This is a genomic window from Kribbella sp. NBC_00889 (assembly GCF_045207705.1).
Classification (GTDB): domain Bacteria; phylum Actinomycetota; class Actinomycetes; order Propionibacteriales; family Kribbellaceae; genus Kribbella.
On sequence record NZ_CP108783.1, the window covers coordinates 7,013,649 to 7,027,155 of the forward strand.

Genomic DNA, 13,507 nt, shown 5'->3' on the forward strand with positions numbered 1-13,507 from the left:
TGGATACGGGACGGGTGCCGAGCTGGAATCGGTCGCTGGTGGCGGTGCCGGCCGCGATCGCGGTGGTTGCTGCCGTGGGCGGCGGGCTGCTGGCCACCATGCGCGGACCACAGGACCAGACCGGCGCTGCTGCCGCTCCCTTGTCCGCATCCGTCGCTGCGAAGACCGCCCCCGTCGCAGTGAAGAGCGCCACCAACGGGATCATCGACGCGACGAACCTCCCGACCGGCAGGAGTCCGCAGCTGACGTACGTCCGCGGCCGCACGGTCCTGGGTGGAGTCGGCAGTCCGGTCCGCGTGCCCGGTACGAACGAGATCATCGCCGTGGCGCGGCTGTGGGACACCACCATGACTGTGCAGGTCGCGACCGCCACCAGCAGCTTCCTGATGGTGCAGGACTACACCGGCAAGGTCGTGAACGAGATCCGGAGCGTCGACTCCCTGGTGACCAGTGCCGACGGCAAGTATGTCGCCTTCGCCTCGGGTGGCCGGTTCTCCGACCACCAGTCCGGCGGCACGCTGTATTTCCAGGAGCACACCACCGGGCCGGCCGACGTACTGCGGCAACCGCAGCTCACCAATGTCGCAGTCCTGGCGGTGGTCGGTCATGCCGTGTACTTCCAGGGCGGCGCGAAGCCGGGTGACTCCTGGGACCTGTACCGCTGGGACACCGAGAAGATGACGGTCCGCAAGCTGCCCAAGGTCACGTCACCCGTCTCGATGACGGCCGACGGCAGTCTGGCGGCCGGGATGACCGTCTTCACCGACAGCGGCCAGTGCTCGGTCGTCATGGACGTGGTCAGCCAACTGCAGCGCTGGCGGACCTGCGAGTACCGGCTCGACCGGTTCAGCCCGGGCAACGCGTACGTCGTCGGCCTGCCGCCCGGCACTGGTGAGCCGTACGGCGAGAAGCGCACCGCGGTCCTGGACGGGAAGACCGGCAGGCTGCTCCGGCAATGGACCGCGCCGTCCCTGCGCGCCGCGGTCGCGGAGGACGACGACCATGTCCTCCTGCAGTGGCACGACCAGCAGGAACCACAGTCCCGCTCCGCTGTGGTGCGCTGCGCGATCAGCACCGGCCAGTGCGAGCTGGCCACACCCTTGTCCCCGGAACCCCTGTTGCTCAGATCATGAGAGCAGGGTCCATCGTGTTAGGAGCGCCGTGATGCGGAACAAGAACGGCCGTCTCGTGGCCTTGGTCGCGTCGATCGCGGTCGCCGCGGTCGCCATCGGCGCAGCCCTCGCCTACCGACAAGGGCCTCAGGTCGCGGAAGCCGACGCAGCCCCACTCAGCGGCTCCCCGTCTCCCGCGGCCAAGCCGACCGCGACGCCCACACCCACGCCGTCGGTGACTCCATCGGGCACGCCGCTCACCACTCCCAAACCGCCGGCCAAGAGCGGTCCGGTGAAGTCGAAGGTCAACCTGGCCGAGCTGCCGAAGGGACGCGGCCCGCAGGTCACCTACCTGTCCGGCCGCACCGTCCAGGGCGGCCCCGGCCAGGAGGTGAAGATCCCGGGTACGGGCGACATCGGGGACGTCGCCCGCCTGAACCAGTCCGTGCTGGCCGTCGTCAGCAAGGGCACCGACACGGAGATGCTGACGATCGACAGCAGCGGGACGGTCCTGCGAACCACCCCCGACGTCACCGGGATCGTGACCACCGAGGACGGCCTGGCCGCCGCGTACGTCGCCACTCGCCGGTCCGAGCAGAGCGCGGCACTTCCGGGTGCCGTGGTCTATGCGGAGCAGGAATCGGTCCAGAAGATCACGGTGCCGGACGTCTGGGACGCGTTCCCGCTCGGCTACGTCAACGGCAAGGTCTACTTCCGGGCCGAGACCGCCGAGGGCGCCCTCGCCTGGAACCTGTACGAATGGGTCCCGGGTGCGTCGAAGGCCACTGTGGTCAAGTCGATCCCGAAACCGACCGCGCTGTCCGCGGACGGCTCGGTGGCCGCCTCACTGATCAACATCACCGACTACAGCAGCTGCACCAACGTCGTCACCGTGGAGGGTGGCACGCGCCTCTGGCGCACCTGCGAGTACCAGGTCGTGGGCTTCACCCGGGACGGCCGCACCGCGATCGGAGCACCCTTCTACCGGGACGGGTACGCCGATGGCATCGCATCAGCCCTGGATGCGAAGACCGGCGCGTTGCTGCACGAGTGGGCCGGGACGTTCCGACAGTCGGTCGCCGAGGACGACCAGCACCTGCTCCTGCTCGCCGACGACGGCCCGGAGAGCGCGGCCTCGATCATCCGTTGCTCGACCGTCACCGGCGCCTGTGAGCAGGCAACTCCGCTGGCCAAGGGCAATCTGCGGATCGGCAGCTGATCTGCCGAGAGCAAATATCCCTGTGGGGTAAGGGGTTTGGCGGCAGACTGGCCGCATGGAACGTATAGCGGTGCTGGCTGACGTGCACGGAGTGTTGCCTGCTCTGGAGGCGGTGCTGGCGGAGGACGACGTACGGTCGGCCGATGCGATCGTGCTGGCCGGGGACAACGCCAGTGGGCCGCAGCCGGTCGAGACTCTGGATCTGCTGACGTCATTGGGCGACCGGGTGGTGTGGGTGCGGGGGAACGCCGACCGGGAGCTGGTGGAGATGGCCCGGGCCGCGTTCACGGGCGAACCGCCGGATGCGGTGAGTCCGTGGGCAGCACAGCAGTTGCGGCCGGACCAGGTGGAGTTGCTGGCGCCGTTGCCGACCAGTGTGACCATCGGGGACGCGCTGTTCTGCCACGCGACGCCACGGGACGACGAGGAGATGGTGCTGGTCGACAGCCCGATCTCCCGGTGGGCCGAGGTCTTCACCGGGCTGTCTGAGGACGTCCGGACGGTTGTGTGCGGCCACACCCACATGCCGTTCGCCAGGCAGGTGGACCGGCGACTGGTGATCAACGCAGGCAGCGTCGGCATGCCGTACGGCGCTCCTGGCCCGAGCTGGGCGTTGCTGACTCCGGACGGCGTACAGCTCCGCCGCGCACCCCTCGACGCCGTCAAGGCCGCGGAGCGCATCACCACGGAGTCGACGTACCCCGGCCGGCAGGAGTGGGTGGAGGAGTACCTGCTGACCAACTACTCCGACACCGAGGCCCTGGACGCGTTCAGACCCCGCGCGGAGGGTTGACCGGCTACCGTCGACACGTGTTCGCACGGCGGCGGAAGCATTTCGGGACTCCGGCTGACAAGGCGACGTATGCGACCCTGCATACCGCCTCGCTGGCCTCTCCCCACCTGCGCGAGGGTCTGACGCCCGCGGCGGCCGGGAAGGCGAGCCGCCACCTCAGAGACCTCCTCGGTACGGCGGCCATCGCGATCTGCGACTCCTCCGGCGTACTGGCGTGGGACGGAGTCGGTGGACCGTACGAGAGCAACCACCGCGGCGATGCGAAGGCTCTCGCGGCTCCCACGCTCCGCTCCGGACGTACGGCGGTGCTCGGAGCGCATGACGTGGCCTGCAGCGACCCGCAATGCCCGATCCGTACTGCGGTGGTCGCGCCGATCGTCACCGAGGAGCGAGTGGTCGCCGTACTGGTCGCCTACAGCATCCGCTCGTCGGCAGCGCTGGTCCGGGCCACCGAGGAGGTCGCCCGCTGGGTGTCCGGCCAGGTGGAGCTGGCCGACCTCAACAAGGAACGCACCCGCGCGATCGAGGCGGAGCTGCGTGCACTGCGGGCGCAGATCAGCCCACACTTCATCTACAACGCGCTGGCCGCGATCGCGTCGTTCGTCCGGACCGACCCGGGCCGGGCGCGGGAGCTGCTGCTGGAGTTCGCCGACTTCTCCCGCTATGCACTCCGGCGCGGCGGCGAGTTCACCACGCTGGCCGACGAGTTGCGCAACGTGGAGCGCTATCTGGTGCTGGAGCAGGCCCGGTTCGGCGACCGGCTGAAGGTGTCGCTGCAGATCGCGCCTGAGGTACTGCCGGTCGTCATCCCGTTCCTGGTCGTCCAGCCGCTGGTGGAGAACGCCGTACGCCATGGCTTGGAGGGCACTACCGGTGTCGGGCACATCACGATCCGCGCCCGGGACCGGATCAACGAGGCCGAGATCAGCGTCGAGGACGACGGCTCCGGCAGCGACCCGGAGGTGATCCAGGCCGCGCTGTCCGGCGAGTCCGGCAGCGACTCGGTCGGCCTCGGCAACGTCGACGCCCGGCTCCGGCAGGTGTACGGCGACGCGTACGGCCTGGTCGTCGAAACCGCGGTCGACGCCGGCACCAAGGTCACCTTCCGAGTACCCAAATACTCCTCAGGAGTACACGCCACGCCGTAGTTGACGGTAGTAGGGGCGCGGACTAGCGTCGATTGCAATCCCCTTACGGCGTTGGGAATGCGCGTTCTGCGCAAGCGTCTACACGGAGTGGATTCGCCTGGACGGGGCAGGCGACGGCTGGATCGCGCACGAAGCGATCGCGGCCCACGAAGAGTGCCGATGGGCTGGTCAAGCCCGGATGGAGAGGAGCACTACTCGTGCCAGGCAACAGGGCAGTGATTTACAAGGGACCAGGCGACGTGGCGGTCGAGACGATCGACTACCCGAGTCTGGAGCTCAAGGACGGTCCAGGGGTCAACCCCGCGAACGTGGGGCGGCAGATTCCGCACGGAGCGATCCTCAAGGTGGTGGCCAGCAACATCTGCGGCAGCGACCAGCACATGGTTCGCGGCCGGACCACCGCACCGTCGGGACTCGCTCTCGGCCACGAGATCACCGGCGAGGTGGCCGAGGTCGGCCGTGACGTCGAGTTCATCAAGGTCGGCGACCTGGTGTCCGTCCCGTTCAACATCGCCTGCGGGCGGTGCGTCAACTGTAAGGAGGGCAAGACCGGCGTCTGCCTGAACGTGAACCCGGATCGACCCGGGTCCGCGTACGGGTACGTCGACATGGGCGGCTGGGTCGGCGGCCAGGCGGAGTACGCGCTGGTGCCGTACGCCGACTGGAACCTGCTGAAGTTCCCCGACAAGGACCGGGCGCTCGAGAAGATCCGCGACCTGGCCATGCTGTCGGACATCTTCCCGACCGGCTATCACGGCGCTGTCACAGCGGGTGTCGGGACAGGTTCGACCGTCTACGTCGCCGGCGCGGGGCCGGTCGGCCTGGCCGCGGCCACCTCGGCGTTCCTGCTCGGCGCGGCCGTTGTCATCGTCGCCGACCTGCAGAAGGAACGGCTGGACCAGGCTCGCAGTTTCGGCTGCGAGACGATCGATGTGTCCGAGGGTGATCCGAAGGACCAGATCGAGCGGATCCTCGGCGTACCGGAGGTCGACAGCGCGATCGACGCCGTCGGGTTCGAGGCCCATGGCCACGGCAACGACGCCCGGTCCGAGCGCCCGGCCACGGTGCTGAACACGGTCATGGACGTCACTCGTGCCGGAGGTGCGGTCGGTATCCCCGGCCTCTACGTCACCGGTGATCCCGGTGCGAGCGACGAGGCCGCGAAGACCGGCTCGCTGTCGATCCGTCTGGGTCTCGGCTGGGCGAAATCGTTGGCGTTCACGACCGGCCAGTGTCCGGTCATGCGGTACAACCGCCAGCTCATGCAGGCGATCCTGCACGACCGTACGCAGATCGCGAAGAACGTGAATGCCACGGTCATTCCGCTGGACCAGGCACCGCAGGGGTACGCCGATTTCGACAAGGGCGCGGCACGAAAGTACGTGCTCGACCCCCACGGGCTGATCAAGTAAGGAGGGATCGACGGGAGCCGGGCGCAGGGTCCGGCTCCCGTCGTCGGCACCGGCCGAGTCATACTGCGAAGTGAAGGCCAGGTTCGACGAGAGCGACTTTCATGAGCAGTGACGAGCGACTGGACCTCGAGTTCGCCTACACGGCGTACCGGGACTCGTGCCGCGATCTGTATTCGCCGCACTACTACTGCCGGCGGCCGAGCGGCCACGACGGCGTCCACGCGGCCGGCTTCGGCTCGAGCCGCCTCCGCTGGGAACACCAGCCCGACCACGCGCCCCACATGCTGTCCTGAGCAGGCCAACTGTCGGCCGCGGTGGCCCAGCCGGCGGCTCCAATTCCGGATGCCCTGGCACTACTGTGAAGCCATGGCCGAGACTCCCCTGCGCGCGCTGGTCGCGGACGACGAGGAGCCTGCGCTGGCTGAACTCGTGTATCTGCTCCAACGGGACGACCGGATCGGGGAGATCCGGACCGCGTCGAACGGGCCGGACGCGCTGAAGATCCTGCAGGCGGCCGACCTGGACGTGGTGTTCTGCGACATCAAGATGCCCGGGCTGGACGGCATCGACCTGGCCAGCGTCATCTCGAAGTTCCGCCCGCCACGCCCGCAGATCGTCTTCGTCACGGCGTACGACGAACACGCGGTGGAGGCCTTCGAGCTCGAGGCCACCGACTATGTGATGAAACCGGTCCGGGCCGAGCGCCTGGCCGAGGCGGTCCGCCGGGTCGTCACCGCGGGTGCGCCTTCCGCGCTGCAGTCGGCCGACGAGACAGACGACGAGGTGATCCCGGTCGAGCTCGCCGGTGTGACCCGGTTCGTCCAGCGCTCGACGGTCCGGTACGTCGAGGCGCAGGGCGACTACGCCCGGCTGCACACCGGCCAGAACTCGCACCTGGTCCGGATCCCACTGAGCACGCTGGAGGAACGCTGGGGCGACGCCGGGTTCACCCGCATCCACCGCAGCACGCTGGTCGCCCTCGCACATGTGGACGAGATGCGCGTCGACGGCGGCCGGTGCGCGGTCCGGGTCGGCGACGACTGGCTCCCGGTCAGCCGCCGCCACACCCGCGAGCTCCGAGACCTCCTGGTCCGCTCGACCTCTCTGCGCGGCTGACATGAGTACGCCGGACAGTCCGAGACGGGTTCGGGTCACCAGCCCGCGCAGAACTGCCACCCGGCGACCCGTTATCCCGACCGGGACGCGTGAGATCGACGAGCAGACCCGGCTCGGCGAGATCTACATGCACTCGCTGATCCAGTCCCAGCTCCGGCTCACCCTCGCGGTGATCGCCGGCGCCGTGGTCATCCTCGGCGGCATCCCGCTGTTGTTCGCTCTCGTCCCCGCGACCCGCACGCTGTCGGTCCTCGGCCTGCCGCTGCCCTGGGTCATCCTCGGCATCGTGGTCTACCCGGTCGTGTACATCGCCGCCCGGCTGTACGTCCGCAACGCCGAACGGATCGAGGCCGAGTTCACCGAGTTCGTCGGACGGCAGTAGCTCATGTCACCGGCGATGAGTCTGACTGCCATCGGGTTGGTGGTCTTGGCAACGATCGGGATCGGCCTGTTCGGGCTGCGAATTTCCCGGACCACCAGCGACTTCTACGTCGCCAGCCGTGCGGTCACGCCACGCTGGAACGCGTCCGCGATCAGCGGTGAGTACCTGTCGGCCGCGTCGTTCCTCGGTGTTGCCGGTCTCGTGCTGGTCAACGGCGCCGACATGCTCTGGTTCTCGGTCGGCTACACCGTCGGCTATCTGATGCTGCTGGTCCTGGTCGCGGCACCGCTGCGGCGAAGCGGTGCCTACACGTTGCCCGACTTCGCCGAGACCCGGTTCGAGTCGGCTGTGGTCCGCCGGATCTGCTCGGGTCTGGTCGTCGGCATCGGCACGCTGTACCTGCTGCCCCAGTTGCACGGCGCCGGGCTGACCGTGCAGACCGTCACGGGCGCGCCGCCCGACGTCGGCGCTGCGGTCGTCGCGGTGATCGTGGTCTTCAACGTCGCCGCCGGTGGCATGCGCTCGATCACCTTCGTCCAGGCCTTCCAGTACTGGCTGAAACTCACCGCGCTGGCCGCGCCGATCTTCGTCATCCTGATCGCGTGGCGCTCCGGCGACCACTCGGCCGGCGTACTGCAGTCGCTGCAGGGGGCGGCCGCCGAGTGGTCCGAGCCGCTGTCCCGCGCGGGCGGCCGGGACCACCCGCTGTACGCGACGTATTCGTTGCTCCTGGCCCTTTGTTTCGGAACCATGGGCCTGCCGCACGTCCTCGTTCGCTTCTACACGAACCCGGACGGCCGGGCGGCCCGCCGTACGACGGTCGTAGTGCTGGCACTGCTCGGACTCTTCTACCTGTTCCCACCGATGTACGCCGTACTCGGCCGGACGTTCGCGCCCGACCTGGTGAGTGCGGGCGCGGACACCGTCGTACTCGAGCTGCCGAACCGGATTCTCCCTGGCACAGCAGGGGATCTGCTCGGTGCACTGGTCGCGGCCGGGGCATTCGCCGCGTTCCTTTCGACGTCGTCGGGATTGACGGTCGCGATCGCCGGAGTCATCGACCAGGACCTGTTCCGGAGCCGGCTGCATCGGTGGACGGGCGGCGACTACGTGGCGGTGAACAGCTTCCGGATCGCCGCGGTGCTTTCGATGACCGTTCCCTACTTGGCGTTTCTGGTGACCGGCTCGCTGAGTCTGGCCGACACCGTGGGCCTTGCGTTCGCAGTGGCCGCGTCGACGTTCTGTCCCCTGCTGGTGCTGGGGATCTGGTGGCGGCGGATGACCACAACCGGTGCCGCGGCCGGGCTGGTCGTCGGTGGAGTCGCCGCGAGTGCCGCCGCGTTGATCAACGTGATCGGCGGACCCGACGGCGGCTGGCCGAAGGCACTGGTCGGTCAGCCGGCCGCGTGGACGATGCCGCTCGCATTCATCACCGTGATCGTGGTGTCGAAACTGACCCCCGACAAGATCCCCGCCGGCGCCGCCCGCAGCATGGTCCGCCTCCACACCCCCGAAGCCGTCGACGTCGACCGCGGACTGCCGTTCCGCTGAGACCGCTCGTCGTGGGATTCCTACCGCTCGCCGCAGCAGAGTGATCCACCGGGCGACTGGTGTGGTCCGCTGAGCGCTCGATGCGTGTGGATACTGTCGGGCGACAGTGACCGCGGCCACAGTACGGACCAGCAGCAGCCCCTGCCTGGCCCATCCGCCCGGCCTGATCACCGTCTGGAGGTCCCGCGATGTCCGATACGCGATCCGCGGGTGACCCGGACCTGACGACGTACCGGGAGGTCCAGCTCTCGCCGGACTTCTCCGAACTGCGTCGCCGGTTCCGGCGCTTCGTGTTCCCGATGACCGGACTGTTCCTGGTCTGGTACTTCCTCTATGTCCTGCTCGCCGCCTACGCACCAGGGTTCATGTCGCACAAGGTCGGCGGCAACATCAACGTGGCCCTGTTGTTCGGCCTCGGTCAGTTCGTGTCGACGTTCGCGATCACGATGATCTACGTCCGCTGGGCCGACCGGCGGATCGACCCGGACGCCGAGCGGATGCGCCACCAGATCGAGGGAGAGCCGACGTGACCGCGCAGGCGATGTTGCCCATGGCAACCGAAATCGGCAATCCGACCGTCAACATCATCATCTTCGGGCTGTTCGTGCTGGCCACCCTCGCGATTGTGCTGCGGGCGTCGAGGAACAACCGGACCGCGGCCGACTTCTACGCCGGCGGCCGGTCCTTCACGGGCCCGCAGAACGGCATCGCGATCGCCGGCGACTACCTGTCCGCGGCGTCGTTCCTCGGCATCGCGGGCGCGATCGCCCTGAACGGGTACGACGGCTTCCTGTACTCGATCGGCTTCCTGGTGGCGTGGCTGGTGGCCCTGCTGCTGGTCGCCGAGCTGCTCCGGAACACCGGCCGGTTCACGATGGCCGACGTACTGTCCTTCCGGCTCAAGCAGCGGCCGGTCCGGATGGCGGCCGCGATCTCGACGCTCGGCGTCTGCTTCTTCTACCTGCTGGCGCAGATGGCCGGCGCCGGCGGTCTGGTCGCCCTGCTGCTCGGTGTCTCCGGCCGCACCGGCCAGAGCATCGTCATCGCGGTGGTCGGCGCGATCATGATCACCTACGTCCTGGTCGGCGGCATGAAGGGCACCACCTGGGTGCAGATCATCAAGGCCGTCCTGCTGGTGATCGGCGCGGGCGTCATGACGCTGTGGGTGCTGGCGAAGTACTCGTTCAACCTGTCCGGTCTGCTCGGTGCAGCCGTCGACAACAGCCCGGCGGCCGGCGAGAAGCTGCTCAACCCGGGTCTGCAGTACGGCGCAACGGGGATCAGCAAGCTGGACTTCATCTCGCTGGCACTGGCACTGGTGCTCGGCACCGCCGGCCTGCCGCACGTCCTGATGCGGTTCTACACGGTGCCGAACTCCAAGGAGGCCCGGCGCAGCGTCAGCTGGGCGATCTGGATCATCGGCATCTTCTACCTGTTCACCCTGGTGCTCGGGTACGGCGCTGCCGCGATCGTCGGCCCGGACGCGATCAAGGCCGCGCCCGGCAAGGCGAACTCGGCCGCACCACTGCTGGCGTTCGAGCTCGGCGGTGAGCTGCTCCTCGGCGTCATCTCCGCGGTCGCCTTCGCCACGATTCTGGCGGTCGTGGCCGGCCTGACGATCACCGCGAGTACGTCGTTCGCCCACGACATCTACGGCTCGATCATCAAGAAGGGCCAGATCAGCGGCGACGGTGAGGTCCGGGTGGCCCGGTACACCGCGGTCGTGATCGGCATCGTCGCGATCATCGGCGGCATCTTCGCCAACGGCCAGAACATCGCCTTCCTGGTGGCGCTGGCGTTCGCGGTCGCGGCCAGCGCGAACCTGCCGACGATCCTGTACTCGCTGTTCTGGCGCCGGTTCAACACCCGCGGCGCACTCTGGAGCATCTACGGCGGCCTGGGCTCGGCGATCATCCTGATCGCGTTCAGCCCGGTCGTCTCCGGGAAGGTCGACGCGAAGACCGGCCAGAGCCTGTCGATGATCACCGACACCAGCATCGACTTCCACTGGTTCCCGCTGGACAACCCCGGCATCGTCTCGATCCCGCTGGCCTTCCTGCTCGGCTGGCTCGGCACGGTCACCAGCAAGGAGCCGGTCGACACCGACAAGTTCGCCGAGATGGAGGTCCGCTCCCTCACCGGCGCGGGCGCCGAGAAGGCGGTCCAGCACTGAGGTGATTCCAGACCTGTCAGGCAGGCTCTGCGGACCGTACGCGATCCTGCCTGGCAGCCCCACCACCGCCCCTCGAGACGGGCCCGGCGCCCCTGGCCGGGTCCGTCTCGCGTTGTCAGGACAGCTTGAGGGTGGGCCAGAGGGTGAAGAAGGTGTCGCGGGAGCGGGTGCCGCGCAGTTCTTCGGCGGCGTGCAGGCGGCCGAAGGTGAAGGCGTTGCCGCCGTCGAGGTGGACCTGGATCGCGAGCTGCCGGAGCAGATCCCGGGACACGACGCTGTCCTGGTGCTCGCCGAGGATCTCCTGGACCTCTTCGCTCCGAACCGCGAGGTCCGACGCTTCGTCCCCGAGCACGGGTACGGCGGACTCCGCGGCGTACCGCAGCCGCTTGGCTGCCTTGCGGACCTCGTGCAGCTCGTGGTCCTGCTCGGCCGAGCTCTCCGCGTCCTGCGCGCGGCGGACCGCCTTCCGCATCCGCTTCCAGTCATGGTGCAGCACGTCGCGGATCTGCTTCGCCGCCTTCCGGTCGTCGCCGGTCAGCGGCGGCTTCGCGATCAGCTCGTCGAGCGTGTCCAGCAACTGGAAGTAGCGCTCGCTCTCCAGCGCGGCCAGGGCGCCCGCCCGGCCCTCCTTGTACACCCCGCGCAGATGATCATCGATCCGGCCACCGACCCGGCCCAGCACCAGCTCGACGGGCTGCTCCGCCACTTCCGCGGCGAAGTGCTCACGCTGCACCTCGGCGTCCCGGGCGACACCAAGCTCCCCGGCCAGCCACTTCAGCTCGGCCCGGATCTCGTCACCCACCTCGCGGTCCACCACCGGCCGGTACGTCGCCAGCGCGGACCGCAGCCGTCGCGTCGCCACCCGGAACTTGTGGATCGAGTCCGGGACATCACGGCGTACCTGCGGATCGCGGTCCCGGATCGCCTGCACCTGCTCACCGGCGTACGCACGGAAGAGGTCCGCCGTCCGCGGCTTCGTCGGCAGCTCCCAGCCGGCCGGGCTGGGCACACGGTCGCCGAGCGCCCGCGCGAGTTTGCTCGGTCCGGCAGCGGGCTCGGCTCCGGCCGACCGCAGTACCGGGTCAACAGCTTCCAGGAGTTCACGCTCGCCGGCGACAAGCTCGACCTCCCACTCCCGCCAGCTCTCCGGCTCGGCGCCCTCGACCGTCGCGGTGACGTGGTCGTCGGCCAGCTCCGCGAGGACGTTGCCGTCGGCGTCCAGCAGCCTGTGCACGACCCGGTGGGTCTGCAGCGTGACGACGGGGATCAGCTTGTGGTCCCGGACGTGCACCCGCACGGTGCGGACCAGCGCGATCGGGACGTTGCGCACCGACCGTCCGAGCGGGTGGTGGATCTCCAGCCGTTCGCCCGAGGCCTTCGGGAACTTGATGTGCCAGCCGTCGTCCTCGCCGCCGGTCCGCCGTCTCAGCGTCACCTTGTTCGCGGCGAGGTCCAGCGCCTCGGTGTCGTAGTACACCGCCTCGAGGTCCAGCTCCACGGGCTGCGCCACACTCGCGACTCCAGGCAGCTCGTGCAACGCGGGCAGACCCACGCCGTCGTCGACGTCGTACTTGGTCTCGATCTCGAGCTGTTCAGTCGGCGCCATACCTCTTGTTTACCAGGCGTTCATGAATTGGTCAGCCGAGCGCGCGCAGGTCGGCGACCAGTCGCTCCAGATCCCGGTCCGGTACGCCGTTGGGTGAGGTGGTCCGAAGCTGCCGCCGCTTGTTGCGGTTGAGTCCCCAGCAGATCAGTACGACGAGAATCAGCAGAGCGATCATGTCCCGCCCACCGCCTTGAAGAACGTGTAGTGGAAGGTCCCGCCGGACTCCGCGGACTTCTCCAGGTCGCGGATGCCCTGCGCCCACTCGGCCGGCGTTCGCATCCCGGCGGCGAGGGCCCGCTCCCGGACCGACTCGACCATCGCGATGAACGTCTTCCGGGTGAAGCCGTCGACCAGGTGCGGCAGGGTCTCGTCGGCGTACACCGTGCACGGGTGCGCCCGGACGTCGGCGTACCCGGCGTCCTTGAGGAGCGGCTGCAGCCGCCGGCCGATGAGCGAATCGCCGCCGGCCTCGGCCTGGAGGTCGACGAGGCAGTCGATGACCGCTTGTGCCGCCGTACTGCGAGGGTGGAAGAACGCCGACTGGTGGTCGCCCTCGATCGCGGTAATCGTGCCGCCGGGTTTGATCAGGCGGCGCAGGGCGACCAGGGCGGCGTGTGGGTCCGCGAGGTGTTCGAGGACGAAGCAGACGAAGACGTGGTCGAACTCCTGCTCCGGAAGGTCCCGGAGGTCGGCGTGGCGGAAGTCGACGCTCGCCTCAGGGGCGACCGCGGCGACGCGGGCCTTGGCCCGGGCGAGGGACTCTTCGGAAATGTCGACCGAGACGAGGTCGATGCCCGGGCTCCGGGTGACCAACTGGACGGTCTGCGCGCCGACGCCGCAGCCCGCTTCGAGGACCTGGCTCCCGGGCGGGTACGTCGTACCGCCGTGCAGGAGGTCGGCGAGCGTCCGCGCCTGGTCGGTCAGCCGGCGGGTCTCGGCCGGGGTGTAGCCGTGCACGTAGTCAGTTCCCATACCTCCAACGTGCCGCCACAATG

The 13,507-nt window shown here is 68.9% G+C and carries 14 protein-coding genes; 11 read left to right on the forward strand and 3 right to left on the reverse strand.

The window, feature by feature from the left end; genetic code table 11:
* The first annotated feature begins 14 nt into the window (after window positions 1–14).
* The 11 genes from OG817_RS34360 (at window position 15) to OG817_RS34410 (ending at window position 10,906) form a co-directional block, all read left to right on the forward strand.
* Complete coding sequence (locus tag OG817_RS34360; protein ID WP_406048940.1) at window positions 15–1,133, forward strand: hypothetical protein; 1,119 nt, start codon at window positions 15–17, stop codon at window positions 1,131–1,133.
* 31 nt (window positions 1,134–1,164) lie between these two features.
* Entirely contained in the window at window positions 1,165–2,331 is a 1,167-nt protein-coding gene (locus OG817_RS34365) for a hypothetical protein (RefSeq protein ID WP_406048942.1), read from the forward strand.
* Between the two features lie 55 nt (window positions 2,332–2,386).
* A complete protein-coding gene (locus OG817_RS34370) occupies window positions 2,387–3,124 on the forward strand; it encodes a metallophosphoesterase family protein (protein ID WP_406048943.1) in 738 nt (245 codons plus the stop codon).
* A gap of 17 nt (window positions 3,125–3,141) precedes the next feature.
* On the forward strand, window positions 3,142–4,272 hold the full coding sequence (locus OG817_RS34375; RefSeq protein ID WP_406048945.1) for a histidine kinase: 1,131 nt from the start codon (window positions 3,142–3,144) through the stop codon (window positions 4,270–4,272).
* Between the two features lie 197 nt (window positions 4,273–4,469).
* Window positions 4,470–5,684, forward strand: coding sequence for a formaldehyde dehydrogenase, glutathione-independent (gene fdhA, locus OG817_RS34380; protein WP_406048946.1), 1,215 nt, complete (start codon window positions 4,470–4,472; stop codon window positions 5,682–5,684).
* Window positions 5,685–5,785: 101 nt separating this feature from the next.
* Window positions 5,786–5,977 (forward strand): hypothetical protein, encoded by a 192-nt coding sequence (locus OG817_RS34385; protein ID WP_396391097.1) that lies wholly within the window; start codon window positions 5,786–5,788, stop codon window positions 5,975–5,977.
* A 73-nt stretch (window positions 5,978–6,050) separates the two neighbouring features.
* Window positions 6,051–6,800 carry a LytR/AlgR family response regulator transcription factor gene (locus OG817_RS34390; protein ID WP_406048948.1) on the forward strand — a complete coding sequence of 250 codons (750 nt, stop codon included), beginning with the start codon at window positions 6,051–6,053 and terminating at the stop codon, window positions 6,798–6,800.
* Between the two features lies 1 nt (window position 6,801).
* A complete protein-coding gene (locus OG817_RS34395) occupies window positions 6,802–7,182 on the forward strand; it encodes a hypothetical protein (protein WP_406048949.1) in 381 nt (126 codons plus the stop codon).
* Between the two features lie 15 nt (window positions 7,183–7,197).
* Entirely contained in the window at window positions 7,198–8,733 is a 1,536-nt protein-coding gene (locus OG817_RS34400; RefSeq protein ID WP_406048950.1) for a cation acetate symporter, read from the forward strand.
* A 188-nt stretch (window positions 8,734–8,921) separates the two neighbouring features.
* On the forward strand, window positions 8,922–9,263 hold the full coding sequence (locus OG817_RS34405; protein WP_406048952.1) for a DUF485 domain-containing protein: 342 nt from the start codon (window positions 8,922–8,924) through the stop codon (window positions 9,261–9,263).
* An 11-nt stretch (window positions 9,264–9,274) separates the two neighbouring features.
* Window positions 9,275–10,906, forward strand: coding sequence for a cation acetate symporter (locus tag OG817_RS34410; protein ID WP_396392030.1), 1,632 nt, complete (start codon window positions 9,275–9,277; stop codon window positions 10,904–10,906).
* A 115-nt stretch (window positions 10,907–11,021) separates the two neighbouring features.
* Here the strand turns inward: OG817_RS34410 and OG817_RS34415 are convergent, their stop codons facing one another.
* The 3 genes from OG817_RS34415 to OG817_RS34425 are packed head-to-tail and all read right to left on the reverse strand — an operon-like array spanning window position 11,022 to window position 13,484.
* Window positions 11,022–12,512 (reverse strand): CHAD domain-containing protein, encoded by a 1,491-nt coding sequence (locus OG817_RS34415; protein WP_406048954.1) that lies wholly within the window; start codon window positions 12,510–12,512, stop codon window positions 11,022–11,024.
* 31 nt (window positions 12,513–12,543) lie between these two features.
* Window positions 12,544–12,687 carry a hypothetical protein gene (locus OG817_RS34420; protein ID WP_396391091.1) on the reverse strand — a complete coding sequence of 48 codons (144 nt, stop codon included), beginning with the start codon at window positions 12,685–12,687 and terminating at the stop codon, window positions 12,544–12,546.
* Window positions 12,684–13,484, reverse strand: coding sequence for a methyltransferase domain-containing protein (locus tag OG817_RS34425; protein WP_406048956.1), 801 nt, complete (start codon window positions 13,482–13,484; stop codon window positions 12,684–12,686). Before OG817_RS34425 ends, OG817_RS34420 begins: the two co-directional genes overlap by 4 nt.
* Between the last annotated feature and the right edge of the window lie 23 nt (window positions 13,485–13,507).

What these genes read in the sequence shown, in the direction of transcription:
- OG817_RS34365 (WP_406048942.1), top strand. Translation starts at nt 1,165, where the DNA reads ATGCGGAACAAGAACGGCCGTCTCGTGGCCTTGGTCGCGTCGATCGCG.
- OG817_RS34370 (WP_406048943.1), top strand. Translation starts at nt 2,387, where the DNA reads ATGGAACGTATAGCGGTGCTGGCTGACGTGCACGGAGTGTTGCCTGCT.
- OG817_RS34385 (WP_396391097.1), top strand. Translation starts at nt 5,786, where the DNA reads ATGAGCAGTGACGAGCGACTGGACCTCGAGTTCGCCTACACGGCGTAC.
- OG817_RS34390 (WP_406048948.1), top strand. Translation starts at nt 6,051, where the DNA reads ATGGCCGAGACTCCCCTGCGCGCGCTGGTCGCGGACGACGAGGAGCCT.
- OG817_RS34395 (WP_406048949.1), top strand. Translation starts at nt 6,802, where the DNA reads ATGAGTACGCCGGACAGTCCGAGACGGGTTCGGGTCACCAGCCCGCGC.
- OG817_RS34400 (WP_406048950.1), top strand. Translation starts at nt 7,198, where the DNA reads ATGAGTCTGACTGCCATCGGGTTGGTGGTCTTGGCAACGATCGGGATC.
- OG817_RS34405 (WP_406048952.1), top strand. Translation starts at nt 8,922, where the DNA reads ATGTCCGATACGCGATCCGCGGGTGACCCGGACCTGACGACGTACCGG.
- OG817_RS34410 (WP_396392030.1), top strand. Translation starts at nt 9,275, where the DNA reads ATGTTGCCCATGGCAACCGAAATCGGCAATCCGACCGTCAACATCATC.
- OG817_RS34415 (WP_406048954.1), bottom strand. Translation starts at nt 12,512, where the DNA reads ATGGCGCCGACTGAACAGCTCGAGATCGAGACCAAGTACGACGTCGAC.
- OG817_RS34420 (WP_396391091.1), bottom strand. Translation starts at nt 12,687, where the DNA reads ATGATCGCTCTGCTGATTCTCGTCGTACTGATCTGCTGGGGACTCAAC.
- OG817_RS34425 (WP_406048956.1), bottom strand. Translation starts at nt 13,484, where the DNA reads ATGGGAACTGACTACGTGCACGGCTACACCCCGGCCGAGACCCGCCGG.